This window comes from Bradyrhizobium sp. CFUWI (genome assembly GCF_056429085.1).
In genome coordinates, this window is the sequence record NZ_JBWJZE010000001.1 from 730,711 (window position 1) to 749,265 (window position 18,555).

16 protein-coding genes are annotated in these 18,555 nt (G+C 65.2%); 9 read left to right on the plus strand and 7 right to left on the minus strand.

The genetic code is table 11. The annotated features are described in order from the left end of the window. Positions 1 to 144 precede the first annotated feature (144 nt). A complete protein-coding gene (locus AC066S_RS03500) occupies positions 145 to 1,419 on the minus strand; it encodes a cytochrome P450 (RefSeq protein WP_478268927.1) in 1,275 nt (424 codons plus the stop codon). A gap of 179 nt (positions 1,420 to 1,598) precedes the next feature. After that, positions 1,599 to 2,864, minus strand: coding sequence for a cytochrome P450 (locus tag AC066S_RS03505; RefSeq protein ID WP_126259222.1), 1,266 nt, complete (start codon positions 2,862 to 2,864; stop codon positions 1,599 to 1,601). 388 nt (positions 2,865 to 3,252) lie between these two features. Here AC066S_RS03505 and AC066S_RS03510 point away from each other — a divergent pair, with 388 nt between their 5' ends. Both AC066S_RS03510 and AC066S_RS03515 read left to right on the plus strand, forming a co-directional pair. Continuing rightward, a complete protein-coding gene (locus tag AC066S_RS03510; protein WP_478268947.1) occupies positions 3,253 to 4,398 on the plus strand; it encodes a DUF898 family protein in 1,146 nt (381 codons plus the stop codon). Positions 4,399 to 4,401: 3 nt separating this feature from the next. After that, positions 4,402 to 5,514 carry a M48 family metallopeptidase gene (locus AC066S_RS03515; RefSeq protein WP_478268928.1) on the plus strand — a complete coding sequence of 371 codons (1,113 nt, stop codon included), beginning with the start codon at positions 4,402 to 4,404 and terminating at the stop codon, positions 5,512 to 5,514. Positions 5,515 to 5,522: 8 nt separating this feature from the next. On the opposite strand, the gene upp is transcribed toward AC066S_RS03515, so the two are convergent. The 3 genes from upp to AC066S_RS03530 form a co-directional block, all read right to left on the minus strand. Beyond that, positions 5,523 to 6,152: a uracil phosphoribosyltransferase gene (gene upp, locus AC066S_RS03520; RefSeq protein WP_135165022.1), complete on the minus strand. Its 630-nt coding sequence runs from the start codon at positions 6,150 to 6,152 to the stop codon at positions 5,523 to 5,525. Positions 6,153 to 6,316: 164 nt separating this feature from the next. Then, on the minus strand, positions 6,317 to 7,555 hold the full coding sequence (locus AC066S_RS03525; RefSeq protein ID WP_126259226.1) for a URC4/urg3 family protein: 1,239 nt from the start codon (positions 7,553 to 7,555) through the stop codon (positions 6,317 to 6,319). 7 nt (positions 7,556 to 7,562) lie between these two features. Next, positions 7,563 to 8,819 (minus strand): GTP cyclohydrolase II, encoded by a 1,257-nt coding sequence (locus AC066S_RS03530; RefSeq protein WP_126259227.1) that lies wholly within the window; start codon positions 8,817 to 8,819, stop codon positions 7,563 to 7,565. Positions 8,820 to 9,144: 325 nt separating this feature from the next. Between AC066S_RS03530 and AC066S_RS03535 the strand changes: the two genes are divergently transcribed. Then, positions 9,145 to 10,269, plus strand: coding sequence for a threonine synthase (locus AC066S_RS03535; RefSeq protein WP_478268929.1), 1,125 nt, complete (start codon positions 9,145 to 9,147; stop codon positions 10,267 to 10,269). 104 nt (positions 10,270 to 10,373) lie between these two features. Here the strand turns inward: AC066S_RS03535 and AC066S_RS03540 are convergent, their stop codons facing one another. Next, on the minus strand, positions 10,374 to 11,189 hold the full coding sequence (locus tag AC066S_RS03540) for a DUF2927 domain-containing protein (RefSeq protein ID WP_478268930.1): 816 nt from the start codon (positions 11,187 to 11,189) through the stop codon (positions 10,374 to 10,376). Positions 11,190 to 11,286: 97 nt separating this feature from the next. Further along, complete coding sequence (locus tag AC066S_RS03545) at positions 11,287 to 11,865, minus strand: L,D-transpeptidase (protein WP_126259230.1); 579 nt, start codon at positions 11,863 to 11,865, stop codon at positions 11,287 to 11,289. A gap of 292 nt (positions 11,866 to 12,157) precedes the next feature. Here AC066S_RS03545 and AC066S_RS03550 point away from each other — a divergent pair, with 292 nt between their 5' ends. From AC066S_RS03550 to AC066S_RS03575, 6 genes are all read left to right on the plus strand, one after another. Beyond that, positions 12,158 to 13,705, plus strand: a complete 1,548-nt coding sequence (locus AC066S_RS03550) for an acetolactate synthase large subunit (RefSeq protein WP_126259231.1) — start codon at positions 12,158 to 12,160, stop codon at positions 13,703 to 13,705. Between the two features lie 276 nt (positions 13,706 to 13,981). Further along, positions 13,982 to 14,500, plus strand: coding sequence for a hypothetical protein (locus AC066S_RS03555; protein WP_135170887.1), 519 nt, complete (start codon positions 13,982 to 13,984; stop codon positions 14,498 to 14,500). A 270-nt stretch (positions 14,501 to 14,770) separates the two neighbouring features. Continuing rightward, positions 14,771 to 15,106 (plus strand): hypothetical protein, encoded by a 336-nt coding sequence (locus AC066S_RS03560; RefSeq protein ID WP_126259233.1) that lies wholly within the window; start codon positions 14,771 to 14,773, stop codon positions 15,104 to 15,106. A gap of 190 nt (positions 15,107 to 15,296) precedes the next feature. After that, entirely contained in the window at positions 15,297 to 15,782 is a 486-nt protein-coding gene (locus AC066S_RS03565) for a hypothetical protein (RefSeq protein ID WP_478268931.1), read from the plus strand. Between the two features lie 60 nt (positions 15,783 to 15,842). Further along, positions 15,843 to 16,325 (plus strand): transcription elongation factor GreA, encoded by a 483-nt coding sequence (greA, locus tag AC066S_RS03570; RefSeq protein ID WP_126259235.1) that lies wholly within the window; start codon positions 15,843 to 15,845, stop codon positions 16,323 to 16,325. A gap of 97 nt (positions 16,326 to 16,422) precedes the next feature. Continuing rightward, positions 16,423 to 17,100 (plus strand): hypothetical protein, encoded by a 678-nt coding sequence (locus AC066S_RS03575; RefSeq protein ID WP_126259236.1) that lies wholly within the window; start codon positions 16,423 to 16,425, stop codon positions 17,098 to 17,100. The last annotated feature ends 1,455 nt before the right edge of the window (positions 17,101 to 18,555 follow it).

Here is an 18,555-nt window from a genome sequence, read left to right on the forward strand (position 1 = left end):
CAGCGTTCGCTGTCCGGAATGTGGCGCGCCTATGTATCCAAGACCTCGTCATTGCGAGCGCAGCGAAGCAATCCAGGAATCTTTCCGCGGCGACGGTCTGGATTGCTTCGTCGCTTCGCTCCTCGCAATGACGGCGGAGAGAGCTCAGCCCGGAATCCGCACCGGCAGCGTCTCATACCCCTTGATGAAGCTCGAATAGATCCGCTTGGGCTCGCCGACCACCTCGATGCGGTCGAAGCGCTTCAGCATCTCCTCCCAGACGATCTTGAGCTGCAGTTCGGCGAGCCGCATGCCGACGCAGCGGTGGATGCCGAAGCCGAAGGAGAGGTGGGTGCGCGGGCGCGGGCGGTCGATGATGAACTCGTTCGGCTGGTCGAACATCTCGTCGTCGCGGTTGCCCGAGACGTACCACATCACGACGCGGTCGCCCTTGCGTATGTGCTTGCCGCCGATCTCGGTATCGGCAAGCGCGGTGCGACGCATATGCGCCAGCGGCGTCTGCCAGCGGATCACTTCCGGCACCATGGAGTCGATCAGCTCCGGATTGGCGCGGAGTTTGTCGTACTGCTCCGGGTTCTCGTTCAGTGCCAGCACCGAGCCGGTCATGGTGTTGCGCGTGGTGTCGTTGCCGCCGACGATGAGCAGGATGATGTTGCCCATGAGATTGTCGGGGTCCATGTGGCGCGTGGCGTCGTTATGGGCCATCAGCGACAGCAGATCGTTGCGGGGTGCCGAGTTGACGCGCTCGTTCCAGAGCCTGGACATGTAGGCATAGCATTCGTCCATCTCGCGGCGGCGCTCTTCGGCGCTAGCCACGATGCCGCTCTTGGGCAGCGCGGTCGAAACGTCCGACCAGCGCGTCAGCTTGCGCCGCTCCTCCCAGGGGAAGTCGAACAGCGTCGCGAGCATCTGCGTCGTCAGCTCGATCGAGACGTGCTCGACGAAGTTGAAGGTCTCGTTGCGCGGCAGGTTGTCCAGCACGGTCTGCGAGCGCTGGCGGATCAGCTTCGCCAGCTCGTCCAGATGCGTTGGCGTGAACATCGGCGACACCGTCTTGCGCTGTGCCGAATGCCGGGGCTGGTCCATCGCGATGAAGCTCGGATAGTCGTAGCCCTCCGGCACGTCGCGGATCGAGATGCCGCCGAGCGTCGAGTCCGAGGAGAAGATGCCGTGATTGGTGTCGACATGCATGATGTCGTTGTACTTCACCACCGACCAGTACGGCTCGATCGGCGCGTTGGTGCAGTAATGCACCGGCTCTTCCTTGCGCAGCCGCTCGAACCAGGGCCACAGCGTGTCGTCCTGGAACAGCCGGGGCGCGCCGGGGTGGAATTGCGACAGCGGCGTCGCATAGGCCTCCTCGCGGGCCTTGCGCATGCGTTCGGCCTTGTCCACCTTAACCGGCGCTTGGATGTTCATCGTCGTGGCTCCAATGTTTCTCTTCCTTCGCCTCTCCTCGCTTGCGGGGAGAGGCCGGATTGCATCGAAGATGCAATCCGGATGAGGGGGACTCTCCGCGAATCCGTCTCTCAGCGTGTGTGCGGAGAGAGCCCCTCACCCCGACCCTCTCCCCGTAAGAACGGGGAGAGGGAGATGTCCTAAGCCGCAATCTTCACCGGCAGCTCTTCCAAACCCTTAACAAAGCTCGAATAGACCCGCTTGGGCTCGCCAACCACGTCGATATGGTCGAACCGCCTCAGGATCTCTTCCCAGATAATCTTGAGCTGGAGTTCGGCAAGCCTGAGGCCCACGCAGCGGTGAATGCCGAAGCCGAAGGACAGATGCGTGCGCGGTCGGGCGCGGTCGATGATGAAATCATAGGGCCTTTCGATCACCTCCGCGTCGCGGTTGCCCGAGACGTACCACATCACGACCTTGTCACCTTTCTTGATCTGCTTGCCGCGGAACTCGAAGTCGGAGAGCGCGGTGCGGCGCATATGCGCGAGCGGCGTCTGCCAGCGGATCACCTCCGGAACGAAACTGTCGAGCAGCGCGGGATTCTCGCGCAGCTTGCGATATTGCTCCGGATACTGGCTCAGCGCGAGAAGCGAGCCGGACATGGTGTTGCGGGTGGTATCGTTGCCGCCGACGATCAGAAGGATGAGATTGCCCAGGAAGTTCTTTGCGTCCATGTCGCGCGTCGCGGCGCCATGCGCCATCATCGAGAGCAGGTCGCTCTTCGGCGGCTGCTCGGCGCGTTCCTTCCAGAGGCGCGAGAAGTAGGCCGCGCATTCCCCGAGCTCGGCCAGACGTTCCTCGTCGGTGGCGACGAGGCCATCAGGCCCGGGAATCGTGGTGGCGACGTCGGACCAGCGCGTCAGCTTGCGGCGGTCCTCCCAGGGGAAGTCGAACAGCACCGCCAGCATTTGCGTCGTCAGCTCGATCGAGACACGGTCGACCCAGTCGAACACCTCGCCGCGGGGCAGATTATCCAGGCACTCGGCCGAGCGCTTGCGGATATTGAGTGCAAGGTTGTCCAGGTGCGTCGGCGTGAACATCGGCGCCACGGTCTTGCGCTGGGCGGCGTGGCGCGGCGGATCCATCGAGATGAAGCTCTCGCGGCGCAGGTCCGGATCGATGTCACGGATGGTGATGCCGCCGAGCGCGGAGGCCGAGGAGAACACCGCATGGTTGGTCTCGATCTCCATGATGTCGTTGTAGCGGGTTATCGACCAGTACGGCCCGAACATCGAGTCCTTGCAATAATGCACGGGGTCTTCCCGGCGCAGGCGATCGAAATAGGGCCAGAACGTATCGGTCCTGAACAGTTCGGGATCACCCGGATCGAATTGCTCCAGCGGCAATGACTTGGCGCGCTCGCGAAGCGTGTCGAGCTTGGCCGCGCTCTCGATGGTCCCATGCATGACCGTTCTCCCTGGCACGAACCGCGCGTTCTCGTTGAATTCTGCGCTGCGGTATTTGATTTGCAATTACAGCCGGTTGTCTGCGCCGGGGCAAGGGAGAGTTTTGCCACATCCAACCCTTGCGAGAGGGGAATGCGTAGCCCGGATGAGCGAAGCGACATCCGGGACCTTGCTCGCGGCGTCCCCGGGTATCGCTCCGCTCACCCGGGCTACAGGATTGGACTACGAAGCTGCAGCGTGATCCGCCGCACACCGTTTGTCGTGAAATCATGCAAGAATCGACTGGAATCGAGCTAAATCGAACCCGGCCGTGTTGGGGATCGACCAATCTCGGATCTATAGTTTGATTGCAACAGACCGACATCCCGAGGTTGCCGCCGTGAACGACATGCAATGGACCCCGATCGGCTCTGAGCCCATTCCGCCGCCGCTGCCGCCGACGCGCGTCGAGTTTTCCGGCAACCGCTCCGAATTCCGAAAAATGGTCACCAAGGGGGCCATGCTGGAGCTCGTCACCTTCGGCTTCTACCGGTTCTGGCTCGTCACCGACATTCGCCGTCATCTTTGGGCGCACACGGCAATCGACGGCGATGCCGCCGAATATACCGGGCGGGCCAAGGAGCTCCTGGTCGGCTTCCTGTTCGCGCTCGCGATCCTGGTGCCGATCTACCTCGCCTACTTCCTGATCGGCATCGAGTTCGAGCGCTGGCAGGGCTTTGCCTCGACGCCGCTGTTCATCGGCTTCTACGCCTTCGGCCAGTTCGCGATCTTTCGCGCGCGACGCTATCGGCTGACGCGCACGGTCTGGCGCGGCGTGCGGTTCTGGATGGACGGCTCCGGCTGGGCCTATTCGTTCCGCGCCATGGCCTGGGGCCTGTTGGTGTTGCTGACGCTCGGCCTGGCGCTGCCGTGGCGCGCGGCCGCGCTCGAACGCTACAAGATGCAGCACAGCCATTACGGCGATCTCACCGGCGATTTCGAGGGTGACGGCTGGACCTTCTTCAAGCGCGCCTGGTGGCTGTGGCTGCTCAGCCCGATCGCGCTATTCGTCTTCCCGCTCGCGCCGTTCGTCTATGCCGAATTCAAGGCGCGCGAATGGCGCTGGTGGCTCGACGGCATCCGCATCGGCGGCGTCAGCCTGTCCTCGAACCTGCCTCATGATGCCTTCTACGGCCTGTACTGGAAGGTGGTCGGCTGGTGGATGCTGCTCACGGTCGCCTTCGCTGTCTACATGGGCGGCGGCTCCTTGCTGCTGGTTCAGCTGAGCGGCGTTTCGGCCGAGGAGATCTTCGCCGGTGACAACGCCGTCAAGAGCATCCCGATGGTGGTGATGATGGTGATCGGCTATTTCGCCCTGGCGCTCGCGATCAACATCGTGATGCGGGTCTATCTCCAGCGCGATCTCTGGGCCAAGGTGCTGGAGACCGTCGAGGTGCACGACATCGCCGCCGCGGCGGATGTGCGCGGCAGCGGCCAGCTCGCCAGCGCGCTCGGCGAAGGTTTTGCCGACGGGCTCGATGTCGCGGGATTCTAGGCTGTGAGTGAAACATTTGCCGAAGCGCCGGCGCAGTCGGCGAAGCCGACCATCTTCTTCGACGGAACGTCGAGCCGCAGGCGGCAGGTGACATTGGCGCTCGGTGATGCGCTCGAGATCGCCGAGGAGGGCGGGGCGCCGGTTCGCTGGGCTTACGGCGACATCCGCCGTGCCGACAGCCCGCCCGGCATCCTGCGCCTTTCGTGCACCGCCGCGCCGCCATTGGCGCGGCTGGAAATTCGCGACGCGGCGCTTGCCGCGGACGTGACAGTCCGTTGCATGCGGCTCGACGAGCACAGGACCTCGCGCCGCGGCATGGCAAAAATCGTCGGCTGGTCGGTGGCGGCCGCCGTCTCCATCGTCTGCGTCGTTCTGTTCGGCGTGCCGCTCGCCGCCGACCGTCTGGCGCCGCTGGTGCCGAAACCCGTCGAACGGCGCATCGGCGACGCCGCCGAAGTGCAAGTGAAGACCATCTTCGGCCGCAGCGTCTGTGAAGACCCCGCAGGCAAGGCCGCCTTCACCAAGCTCGTCAACCGCCTGCGCGATGCCGCCGGTCTCGACGACGATTCCATGACCGCGGGCGTGCTGCCGAGCTCGGTGCCGAACGCGTTCGCGCTGCCGGGCGGCAAGGTCTACCTGCTCAAGGGGCTGCTCGACAAGGCCGAAAGCCCCGACGAGCTCGCCGGCATCCTCGCGCACGAGCTCGGTCACCTCAAGCATTACGACAACATGCGCGGGCTGATCTACAACGGCGGCACCTCGTTCCTGATCGGCCTCTTGTTCGGCGACGTCACCGGCTCGTCCGCGGTGATCTTCGCCTCGCGCAGCCTGGTCGAAGCCTCCTATTCGCGCGAGGCGGAGACCGCCGCCGATACGTTCGCGATCGAGATCATGCACAAGCTCGGCCGCTCGCCGAAGCCTGCCGCCGAATTGATGTTCCGCATCACCGGCAAGGAAGGCGGCTCGACGCTCACGACCATCCTCGCCAGCCACCCGCTGACCGAGGACCGCCTCGCCCGCATGACCAGGGAAGATCGCCCGGCCTCCGGCCCGCCGCTGCTGACGGACAAGGAATGGCAGTCGCTGAAGCTGATTTGCGGCAGCGGGAAGGTCTAGGCTCCTGCCTATCGCGTTCCGTAGGCGCGGTCGCCGGCATCGCCAAGGCCGGGCAGGATGAAGCCGTTGTCGTCGAGGCCCTCGTCCACCGCCGCCGTCCAGATCGGCACGTCGGGATGCAGCCCGCGCAGCCGTTCCAATCCGACCGGCGCTGCGATCAGGCAGGCGAGGCGGATGTCCCTGGCGCCGCGCTCCTTCAGCCGGTCGATGGCGGCGACGGCCGTGTTGGCGGTCGCGACCACCGGCGTCACCACGATGGCGAGGCGCTCGCTGAGATCGGACGGCGATTTGAAGAAATACTCGACCGCGGCAAAGCTGTGCGGCTCGCGGTAGAGCCCGATATGGGCGACGCGCGCGGTCGGCACCAGGTCCATCATGCCGTCGACGAAGGTCGTGCCGGCCCGCAGCATCGGCACGAACACCAGCTTCTTGCCGGCGATCTTGGCCGAATGCATCGTGGCCAGCGGCGTCTCGATCACGGTGTCAGCGAGCGGCAGATCGCGCGTCACCTCGTAGCAGAGCAGCATGCCGATCTCCTTGATCAGCTCCCTGAACGATTTGGTCGAGATGGACTTGTCCCGCACCAGGGTCAGCTTGTGCTGCACCAGCGGATGATCGACGATCGTGACGCCTTCCATGACGGATGCTCTCTTCTTCCCTTCTCCCCTTGTGGGAGAAGGTGGCGCGAAGCGCCGGATGAGGGGTCTGCTTCCACGAACTCAAGCGAGAGATATGCCCGCGGAGACAACCCCTCACCCGGCTTCGCTTTCGCGAAGCCACCCTCTCCCACAAGGGGAGAGGGTTAGAAAACCGTGCCGTCGCTGATCACCTTGAGCGGCGGCGAGCCGTCGGGGCGACGAGCGAAGGCGATGGCGCGGCCGGCGGCCCAGGTGCCGCCTTCCAGGATGCTGGCGAGCGGCAAGGTCTCCGGCGTGCGGCCGAGCTTTGCGCGAACCAGTTCGGCGAGCCGGTCCAGCAGTGCGACCGTCAGCGCGCGCCATTCCACGACGAGCAGCGAATCCACCGCATGCGCGCGCTCGGCATCGGCGCCATCGCGCAGGCGCAGCACCTCGTGATCGACGAACAGGCCGCCATTGCGATATTCGGCCAGTCCTGTCAGGCCGTCGATGTCGGTCACGTCGAAGCCGGAGCGCTGCAGCGGCTCGATCAGCGAATAGCTCAGCCATTGCGACAGCTTGTGCAGCGGCACGAGGCCTGCCGTCGCGTCGTCGGCCTTGAGCGCGGGATGGCGCCAGCAATCGCCGAGCGGGACGCCCGCCAGCTCGAGCCGTGAGGGCCAGATCGGTCCGAGCTGGTTCAGCACCGCGGCGAGGATCGCCGGCGCGGCAATGGCGCCGCCCTTCGCCTGCGCCGCGATGTGATCGAACAGGCCGCCCGGCCGTGGCGTGTCACGCAGGCCGAACACGTCGGCGCGCTCCGCCACCAATGTTCCGAGACGCCGCAGCAGATCGACGCGTCCCTCGAGGCCCAGCAGCGGGTTGGCATCGCTCACCTGAAAGGCGGAGGTGAGGGAGGCGAGCGGCAGTTTTGCCAGCACGTCCGCATCAGCCCTGAACGGCGCGCGGGCGGCGTCCGAGAAGAGGCCGCCCGCGAACATGTCGAGGCTCGCAATCGCGAGTCCCTCGGAGCGGCCGATGTTCTCGCCGTTCGTCGCATCGCGATATCGCCAAGCCGCGCCGGCGCCGGCGTCGAGCAGCACGCTCACGATCGCAAGGTCGAACTCGGCACGCGCCCGTGCCTCGCGATCGGGCCAGGGCGCCGTGTCCGCCAGCCGCGCCCAGCGGTCGACGCCGCCGATCACAAAATGCCGCCAGCGCGCATGGAACGGAATTTCCAGCGTCGGATAGGCCTGTCGCGTCACCGCGAGCACGGCTTCCGCGACATTGTCCATGCGGTCGAGATCGATCGTGAAATGGCTCAAGCCGCCGGCAAGGCCCAGCCCGAGCATCTGTCCGGCACGCGCGCGCACCGCTCCTGCGCTGAGCAGGGAGCGGGCCTGTCGTTCCAAAGCGTCCGCCATCGTGCGATCAGTATTTTTCCAGCGAACGTCCGACCACGCCATCGACGTCCTTCTCCGGCGCGATGTCGGTCGAATAATAGCCGGCGGCCTTCTTCGCGGCGATCTCGACATAGGCGTCGGCCGGGATCAGCTCCGGCGGGATCGGCACGCGCTCGACGATGTCGATCCCTTGCGAGGTCAGCGCGTCGTATTTCATGTCGCTCATCGACAGGAAGCGGTCGATGCGCTTGAGGCCGAGCCAATGGATCGTATCCGGCATCAATTGCTGGAAGCGCGCGTCCTGGACGCCGGCGACGCATTCGGTGCGTTCGAAGTAGGCGGCGGCGGCGTCGCCGTCCTCCTGGCGCTTGCGCGCGTTGTAGACCAGGAATTTGGTGACCTCGCCGAGCGCGCGGCCTTCCTTGCGGTTGTAGACGACGAGCCCGAGCCCGCCCTCCTGCGCGCCGCGCGCCGATTCCTCGATACCGTGGATCAGATAGGGCCGGCAGGTGCAGATGTCGGAGCCGAACACGTCGGAGCCGTTGCACTCGTCATGCACGCGGCAGGTGATCCTGGTGCGATGATCCGGCAGTTTCGTCACGTCGCCGAACATGTAGACGGTGGTGCCGCCGATCGGCGGCAGGAACACCTTCATGTCGGGGCGCGTCACCAGCTCGGGGAACATGCCGGCGGTCTGCTCGAACAGCGTGCGGCGCAGCTCGGTCTCGCTGGTGCCGAAGCGCGTCGCAAGGCCGGGCAGGTACCAGACCGGATCGATCGCGATCTTCACCACGGAGACGCTGCCGTTGGCGTGCACGACCTCGCCGTCGGCGCGCAGCCGTTTTGCGGCGAGCGCCTCGCGGATCTCCGGCAGGTCCAGCCGCGCCCGCGTCACCGCGATGCTGGGGCGGATATCGGCGCCCTCGGCGATCTCCTGGCGGAAGTTCTCGGCGACGAGATGGCCCCAGGGATCGAGCGCGACGATCTTGGTGGGATCGCTCCATTGCGGGAACGGGCCGATCGTCGCGGCCGGAAACGTGTTGGTGAGGTCGGGGCGCCGGATCGGATCGAGCGCGCCGGCGGACACCGCGAGCGCACGGTACATCGCGTAGGAGCCGCCATGGCTGCCGATCACGTTGCGATCGCCGGCGCGCGACACCGTGCCGATGACCGGCCCGCGGGCGCGCGCCTCGGTGGCGCCCCAGTGGATCGGAAAGGCGGAGGTCCGGCCCGGCTCCGGATGGGAGGTCAGGCGGATGTGGTCGGTACGGTTCGCGCGGCTCATGTCCAGGCTCCCAAAAAGCCAACGGCCCGCCGCTCGGACGGGCCTGGCTCGCTTGCGGCACGGCTCTCGGAACAGCCGGCGACGCAAGCTCAATCCAACATATTGTAACCCCGGCGAGCGACAGACAAGTTAATCGTGCGCGGCCGCCGAGACCCGTTCCCGCGCCCGTCCGGATCGGCCAACGGCGCCAGAATGCTCCCTATATCTATGTAATTGCTATAATTTTTGAAGGGGCGGGCGGCGCCCCGGCGGCCCGAACAGGTGACTGGATAAAGCCTGCATATTCGGACATATCGACCGGATCGGCTCTATTCCGGAGATCCCCATGCCCGCCAGTTACATCGACCCCCGCAACGGACAGCTCTACCCGCTCGACCAGCCGCGCTGGTGCTCGGACGAGCGCACGCCGCTGCTGGTGACGCCGGGAGCCGGCATCTCGCGTGATGATATCGATGGTCGCACCCGCTCGCTCTGGCGCTACCGGGCCGCACTGCCGGTCGAGATCAAGAATCCGATCACGCTCGGCGAAGGCTGCACGCCGCTGGTTCAGCAGAATTGGGGCGAGCTGCGCCCGTCGTTCAAGCTGGAATGGTTCAACCCGACCGGCAGCTTCAAGGACCGCGGCTCTTCCGTGATGCTGTCCTTCCTCCGGCAAATCGGCGTCTCGGCCATTCTCGAAGACTCCTCCGGCAATGGCGGCTCGTCGATGGCAGGACTGGGCGCCGCCGGTGGCATGCGCGTGAAGATTCTCGCGCCGGCCTCGACCTCGCCGGCCAAGATCGCGCAGGTGCGCGCCTATGGCGCGGCGGTGCAGCTCGTCGAGGGACCGCGCGAGGAATCCGAGGCGGAGGCCATTCGCCAGTCGAGCCAGACGTTCTATGCCAGCCACAATTGGCAGCCGTTCTTTCTGGAAGGCACCAAGTCGCTCGCCTACGAGATCTGGGAGGACCTCGGCTTCCGTGCGCCCGACAACGTCATCGTTCCCGTCGGCGCCGGCAGCAGCCTGCTCGGCTGCGCCTTCGGCTTTCGCGAGCTGAAGAAAGCCGGACAGATATCGAAACTGCCGCGCCTGTTCGCGGCGCAGCCGCTCAATTGCTCGCCGATCGATGCGAGTTTCAAGGCCGGCGTCGATACGCCCGTCGCTCGCGAAGTGAGCAAGACAATCGCCGAAGGCACCGCGATCAAGCATCCGCTGCGCCTGCGCGAGATCATCGGCGCCCTGCGCGAGAGCGGCGGCGGCTCCATTGCGCTCGCCGAGGCGGAGATCGTCGCCGCGCTGCGCCGCCTTGCGCGCCAGGGCCTGTTCACAGAGCCGACCAGCGCCAGCGCGGCCGCCGCACTGGACAAGCTCGCAGCCGCCGGCGCCATCAAGGCGACCGAGACCACGGTCGCGGTCCTCACCGGCACCGGCCTGAAGGCGGCAACGACCGTGGCCGATCTGGTGCAATAGGGCAGTGCAGTTTTCTCCGTCATTGCGAGCGCAGCGAAGCAATCCAGACCGCCACCGCGGAGAGGTTCTGGATTGCTTCGCTCCGCTCGCAATGACGACCGGCCTCACTCCTTCAGATCATTCACCCGCTTCACCCAGGCGCGCACGTCGGCGAGCACGGCGGGCAGCACCGCCTTGACCTCGGCGACGGTCATGCCTGCCCTGATGCGGGGATCGTACAGCAGATTGAGGATGTACTGGTCGTAGATATCGAAATAGCCCATCGAGACGTTGTCGTTGAACATGGTCCAGGGCACGCTCGTGGTGTCGTTGATCGGCCCGAGCGATTGCAGCAGCTCCTCATAGGCGCAATCGAGAAAGACGAAATCGCCGTTGTCGACGGTGAGGATGACGTCGGAATGCTCGATCTCGAAATTGTCGTTCTTGCGGAAGCCGGACAGGCATTGCGGGTCGAGCGAGGAGCGGATCTCGCGCGCCTTCTCGGCGCCGTAGAAGCTGGTGAGGGTGCGGTAGAGATCGCGATCGCGCACCAGCTTCACGCGCACATTCGCCGCCTCGTTGGTGTCGGTCATGGCGATGTCGAGATGCTGCACGCGCTTGCCGATGTCGGCCACGACCTTTGCCAGCTGTGCCTTGCGATCGGCGCGGTCGCTCTCGGCGTAGACGCGCACCGGTCCGTCGAACTTGCGGATGCGGTCGACGCGGCCGGCGAGGTGATATTCGGCGCCGAACGCCGTCTTCAGGAAGCCGTCGACGATCTCGCCGTCGGTAAAGCTCTTCTTCTCGGTGCGCTGGCGCGAGGAGACCGCGGGCAATTCGCCGGCGGCCGCTATGGGAGCGATGTCAGGCGCGCAGGTGAGCGCCGCGAACGCCAGCAGGGCGGAGCGAAGGGCAGCCGAGGAGGGATTCAATGCGCTCATTGTCGTGCGACGCTGCCGTATTCACGCCGCGTGCACAAGACCCTCTCCCCCAACCCTCGCCCGCAAGCGGGGGAGGGAGCGCACCGCATGTGCAGCGCTAATTGTTCAGCACCACCACAGGGGTACCGACCGCGACGCGGCTATAGAGATCGCTGACGTCGTCATTGGTCATGCGGAAGCAGCCCGAGGAAACCGCCTGGCCGATCGTCTCCGGCTCGTTGGAGCCGTGGATGCGATAGAGCGTCGAGCCCAGATACATCGCGCGTGCGCCGAGCGGGTTTTCGATGCCGCCCTTCATGTGGCGCGGCAGGTCGGGGCGGCGGGCCAGCATCTGCGAGGGCGGCGTCCAGTCCGGCCATTCCTTCTTGGCGGTGATCCTGTGCATCCCGCCCCAGCGGAAGCCGTCGCGGCCGACGCCGATGCCGTAGCGCAGCGCCTGACCGTTCCCGAGCACCAGATAGAGCCGGCGCTCGGCCGTGTTCACCACGATCGTGCCGGGCGCATAATTGCCGTTGTACATGACGGTGGTGCGGGGGATCGGGCTGGCGCCGCCGCCGCCGAGATAGCCGGTGGAACTGGTGCCCGTGAAGTCTATCATTCCCGCCGCGGATGCGTCGGCCGCGCCGGCCAGCACGAGCGCCATTGCGGTGATCTGCGCGGCAAAAAACCGGATCATTGCTTCCCCCAGAAAAAAACGATTCAACAAAAGCCACAGGCCATATTTGCGGGCATTCCGCAAGCCACGGGGCCGTGAGGCAGGGCATCCTTAACGGATGGTGTTACCAAATCGGCAACCGCGCCAATTTGCTCGAAGACGTTGGAGCGCTCTCACCGGAACGGAGTATTAGCCAAACCGGCGCATCGCCATGCGGGGCAGGGCCGCGATGCCGGCTATTGCTTTGACGGGCCGAGCGAACAATGATTGATCGCGTGGATCGCCGGAAGTGGCCGGTTGCGGAGCAAAAAGAATGAACGGTGCGGAAAGCCTGGTGCGGACGATGGTCAAGGGCGGGGTGGACGTCTGCTTCACCAACCCGGGCACTTCCGAGATGCATTTTGTCGCAGCGCTCGATCGCGTGCCGGGCATGCGCTGCGTGCTCGGCCTGTTCGAGGGCGTGGTGACGGGCGCTGCCGACGGCTATTTCCGCATGAAGGGCACGCCGGCCTCGACCCTGCTGCATCTCGGCCCCGGCCTCGCCAACGGCCTTGCCAATCTGCACAACGCCAAGAAGGCCAATTCCGGCATCGTCAACATCGTCGGCCAGCACGCGGTCTACCACATCGGCTACAACGCGCCGCTGACCTCCGACATCGAGGGCCTGGCCCGGCCGATGTCGTCCTGGGTCCGGACCTCGCCGGATGCCAGATCGGTCGCCGCCGACGGCGCCGCGGCCATTGCCGCCGCCAAAAGCGCGCCGCCGCAGATCGCCACCCTGATCCTGCCCGCCGACACCGCCTGGAACGAGGCCGACGGCATCGCCGAGGTCCCGGCCGAGCAGCAGCGCGCGAGCTATTCGCCGCAGGCGGTCGAGCAGGCCGCAAAGATCCTGCATGGCGACGGCGAGGGTACGCTGCTCTTGATGACCGGCAGCGCGCTCAGCGAGCGGGGCTTGGCGTTCGCCGAGCGCATCGCGAACAAGACCGGCTGCACCGTGATGGGCCCGACCTTCCGGCCCAAGATGGCGCGCGGCCGCGGCCGCTTCTCGATCGACCGCATCCATTACGTGATCGAGCAGGCGCTGCCGATGCTGGCCAAGTTCCGCCACATCGTGCTGGTCGAGTCCGACGATCCCGTGGCGTTCTTCGCCTATCCGAACAAGCCGAGCATGCTCAAGCCGCAAGGCTGCGAGGTCCATCGCATGACCTCCTGGGGCGAGAACTCGGTCGCCGCGCTCGAGGCGCTCGCCGGCGCGGTGAAGGCCAGCGCCAAGGACGTCAAGCCGCAGGCCTTGCAGGAGCTGGTCAAGCCGACCGGCGCGCTGACTTTCGCCTCGATCGCGCAGGCGATCGCGTGCGCGATCCCCGAGAACGCCATCATGGTCGACGAGTCCCTGACCACCGGCCGCGGCTTCTTCCCGCCGACCGCGGCGGCGGCTCCTCACGATTGGCTGCAGAACATGGGCGGCTCGATCGGCTTCTCGACGCCGCTGTCCATCGGTGCCGCGATCGCCTGCCCGGACCGCAAGGTCATCACCATGGTCGGCGACGGCAGCGCGATGTACACGATCCAGTCGCTGTGGACCCAGGCGCGCGAGAACCTCGACATCGTCACCATCGTGTTCGCCAACCGCATCTACCAGATCCTGCGCGGCGAGTTCGACAATGTCGGCGCCGGCGAGCCCGGCCAGCGCGCCAACGACATGCTGCGGCTCGACCGTCCGACGCTGGATTTCGTGGCGCTGGCCAAGGGCATGGGCGTGCCCGGCCGCGCCGTCACCAATGCCGACGAGTTCAACAAGGCGCTGGCTGAGGCCGTCGCCGAGCCGGGGCCGCGGCTGATCGAAGTCCAGATGTAAGGCATGCTCGGTCTCTTCACCTCTCCCCGCTCTTCTGCGGGGAGAGGTCGGATTGCTCCCGGCGATGCGCAGCATCGTCCGGCGCATCCGGGTGAGGGGCAGGGCAGGCTGCAAGCCCACGTAAAGGACCATCCGACTCGCACGCCGCGCGCGTTCGACTTATCATTCCATCCGAATTCGCGCAGACGGCCCCTCACCCCACCCTCTCCCCGCAAGAACGGGGCGAGGGAGCGAGAGACCGGTCGGGACGCAAGGCCGAATGAGTCGGGAGGCATGATGCAGACCGAGCTGAACAAGGTGGTCGCGGCGCTTCGGGACTTCTACGCCCACGAGGGCTTCCTGTTCGAGAAGGACATCGGCGAGCGCGCGGTCACGCACCGCTTCGCCGTGCATCTGGAGAAGCAGTTCTCCGGCTGGTCGGTCGACTGCAATTACGACCGGCTCGGCGAGCGCACGCTGCATCTGCCCCACGGCACCATCATCTCGACCGACGATCATCTGGGAAAGTCGATCTACCCCGATGTCGTCGTGCATCAGCGCGAGATCCCGAACAATCTGCTCGCCGTGGAGATTCGCAAGGCGAGCAATCACACGCCGCTGGAGCACGACCAGCACAAGCTGAGGGCGCTGACCGATGTCCATGTCTGGTTTCCCTACTGGATCGGCGTGCTGCTGGTGCTGGACAAGGACCGGCTGACGATGTCGGAGGTCTATGTCAGCGGCGCCGCCGACGACGCGCTGTCGCGCTGGTTCGCGACGCGGCTCGCGGAGGCCGGCCTCGGCGTCGCGCGGTAGCAGGCGCAATCATGCCGGTCGGACCCGCTCCGGGTGATCACCGACCATCCGTCTGCCATGCCGGTGACCTCGATGGTCCCGTGTCGTCTGAGACCCGAAGCGGACTGCGAGGAACTTGTAGGAAAGGCTGCGCCCGCCGCCGGTGGCGAGCAATGTGATCTCGGCCACATTTCTCGTGGGGGATCGGACCTAATGTTGACAGACTTGCACGTGTCGATGCCGCAGGCCTAGCTTTGGCCTCGTTGGGATCAGGCAATTTCGGAGGCTCTGATGCAAAAGTCATACTTGCTGGCCGCGACAGCGGCGCTGGCGCTCATCATGCAGACACCGCTCGCGCTGGCCCAGACCCCGCCCGCTGCCGGCGGGACCGCCGCGCCTGCGGCGACAGCCCCTGCGCCGGCAACGACGGCGGCACCTGCTGCGACCACCGACAGCTCCAGCCAGCCGACCGACGCCAAGAAGAGTGCGTCGAAGAAGCCGGCGAAGAAGAAGATGACGCGGCAGCAGGAAATCGATCACTCCATCGACACCGGCACCGTGCCCGCGCGCTATCGCAGCTCGGTGCCCAGGCAGTACCAGCAATATATTCCGTTCGATAAGCGGTGACGGATCGTACGGCGACGCGGGATGCTGGGCTTTGCGCCGCTGCTGCCTTCGAAGAACGGGCTGTCGAAGAGCCGGGCCCTCCGACCAACGGTCTGCGACGAACCGCCTCTGCCAGGCGGATTCCGGTCGCAGATCCCCGGTGGCGGTCTGCGAGAGCGGTGCTAGAGTTAAGCCGAAGCCGGGGGGAATGATGAGTGACGACGTGAAGGATGCTGGCCTTGTGGCCATGATCAGCAGCATCCTCGGAGGCAACAAGCGCGCAGACAATGTTGCACCGCCGCCGCTCACCGAGGCGCCGCCGACAATGCCCGCGAACGGAGCGGAAGCGGTTTCGGCGCCCGTCGCCGAGGCGACGTCTATCCGGCAGGAGGATGCGTCCGACGCTGCACCGGCCAAAGTGGAGCAGGTCGAGCAGCCTGCCAAGGTCGTCACGACGCGGGATGGCAAACGGCTGCTGCCTGCCGAAGCGATCGCCGATCTCGTGCTGGGCGAGTTGCGCAAGCTGGAGGATTTTCCGGCAACCGGGGCCTCAATCACGGTCTATGGCTACCGGCAATGGAACGCGATGATCACCTTCGCGCCGTTCTCGACCAATTTCCAGAATGCAACGCGGTTCCGCCGGGCCTTGCCGGATATCGTCTTCAAGCTCCGTCGTTTCGTCGAACTTGAGATATAGTCCGGGACAAGCGGCGGCGCCTGGCGCCGCCTCCCGGAACGGTTCGACAGGATTCTTGCATTGAGCGTCGCCTTTACCAAGGAAGACAGCGCCGAGACCGCGTCAGAGACGCTGTTGCCGGATCGCCCGATCTCGCCGCATCCCAACCTCGTCACGGAAGCCGGCCTGCAGGCGTTGCAGACGCAGCTTCGAGAAGCCCGCGAGGCCTATGAGGCCGCGCAAGCCATCGAGGACGTCAACGAGAAGCGCCGGCAATCGGCCGTGCCCTTGCGCGATGCCCGCTATCTGACGGAGCGGCTGCGCACGGCGCAGGTCGTTCCCAATCCGGTGTCGAACGATATCGTCGCCTTCGGCAGCACGGTGACCTTCAGCCGCGCTGACGGCCGCGTGCAGACCTATCGCATCGTCGGCGAGGACGAAGCCGACCCGAAGGCGGGGACGATCTCGTTCGTCGCGCCGGTGGCGCGGTCGCTGATGGGCAAGGCGGTCGGCGATGTCGTGGGGGCAGGCGCGCAGGAGATCGAGATTTTGTCGATCGCGTAGCAATGCGCGCTATCGACAGGAGCGATCTCATTCGCCTAAAGCATGATCCGGAACAGCGCGAGGCCGTCGTCTCCGCCAAACGAAGCGCGATGGTTGGATGAGACGGTTTCTATCGGGAGCGTTGCCGTTCTACGCGCTGGCCGGCCTTGCCGTGTGCATGTACCTCGTTCTGTACAGGACGAGCCTGTTCGACTTGAACGCGATCGTCCATGGCGCCACCGGGTCGGCATGGTTTCCGGCCTTCATGTTCGTCTGCGTGCTGCTGGAAGCGGTGTTCCCGTACTTCGGCTATTTTCCCGGAACAGCCTTGATCCTGATGTCCGTGGCGCTCAATCCCAAGGCCGTGGACGGCTCCGTTTTCACCGTGGCATGGCTCGCCATCATCCTCGGCGCCGTTCTCAGCTACGGACAGGCTCGCTTCTTCAGGCCGTTCCTGCAGCGGGTGGCCTCGAAGGCGGCCCTGCGCCGATGCGAGTCGCTGTTCGATGCCTACGGTCGTTACGCACGCATCGCCTTGTTCATTCATCCCAACGCCTGCGCGATGTATTTCACGGCGCTCGGGCTTCTCGGCCGCAATTTGACGCGGGAGCTCGCTTATCTCTGCGTGGGGGCCGCGGCCGCCGTCGGCATTCTGTTCGTCATCGTGACCCGGCTGGTGTCGTCCGTCGGCCCCACCGATGACGGGGAGTTGCAGCTGCTGCTGGCGGCCGCGCTGGTCGCCATCGGCACCCTGGCCGGTCTCTACACGGCGTGGCGGCCCCAGCGGGTTGCTTGAAGCTTGAGGCGGCGTGCGCGGCGATAGGGCGCATCTTTCTAGTTAGTGTCCCGGACGCGCTGCAATGCGCGAGCGTTGCTGCGCTGAGCCGGGACCCAGGGAGCCAGGCACTCGCTGAGACATGGGCCCCGGCTCTGCAGCGCACCGCTGAAGTAGCGCTGCGCTGCGTCCGGGGCAGGAGAACGGAGTTCCGGGCATAACTGCATCAACAACGTCATTGCAATGACGACGAACGAAGGTTGGATCGCCGCGAACTCGTTCAACTCGCCCGCAAGCGGGAGGGAGCAGACCTCCGTCGTGGCAAGCGATGCGCCTTCGGGGAGCGGATCGCCAGGACGTCAGCATCGGGCTCGGTTGAACTACCGCTTTGGCGGTCCCATCATCGCCAGGTACTAAGGCGTGGCGGGCGCGCCACTGATCGTCTGCGATCAATAGATCGCTGCGCTGATCGAGCCATAATCTATTTAATAATGCGCCTTTACCCCAAGCTTAGTGCAATACGCGAGAGCCTTCTGCTAGCCGGACTTTCTTTCTTAGGCCCTCAAGATCCTTTATTGCCTTAAGCAATCTCACCAAATCGGAGATCATGTGTGCCAAAGTAGGCTTTTGCGGCTTTGAGGTTCGAGATTTCTGTTTCATCGCGAAACGGCTCCCTGCCAGGACCGGTGAAGATAGGCCGGGATTGGCAAGGACCGTGCCAGCGACGTGCAGCCGGCATTTCAGACCAGAGCGCGCAGGAGGCAAGTGAAAGGGTTATCTGGCCGGCGCCCCTTTCCATCCATACGACTGGCGTGCGATCTGGCCAGTGATGTCAATGTCCTTTTCGTCAGAGAGGCGCCAGGCCGCCACTCCGAAGCAGACGGTTAGAACCACGGCTGTTGTCAGCAGCAGCATCGATAGAAACTGGCTCACACCTACACCCCCGAACGGCCACGCATGAGCGAGCGACCATGGAACGTCGATTCGGAAAATACAGATGCGTTGACCTATTGGCAGAATATCCCCAAGCCACGCGCGAAAGCGCAATTATCCCTGGGGTGCAGCTGTCATCGTTCCAACCGTGAAACTGTGCCAGGCCCTGATTGAACAGCGGAGCGCCGATCCATGGTTCGGAAAGCAGCCGCTAAGAACGCACGCCCGAACCGGTCCGCGGCCCGGGGGGCAAAGGGCAGGCGGCAATGTTTGTTGCTGGCGCGAACCGCGTTGAGAACGTTGCGGACTTCGCATCCCGCGTTGCCGAAAGAGCGGCCGAAATAAACGATGAAGATCCGATTGCTGCTAGCGCAACGAGCACGACCCCGAAAATTAGGCTACGCATTTAAAACCTCCCTCGCTCATCTCAGCATCGGACCGCGTTGTTTCAGCATTGCTTCGTCTGGCCGCCAAAATGGCTTCGTGCACACGACCGTGAAGTCCGCCGAAAGCGCTTACAAGCCCCCGATGACCATGGGGACG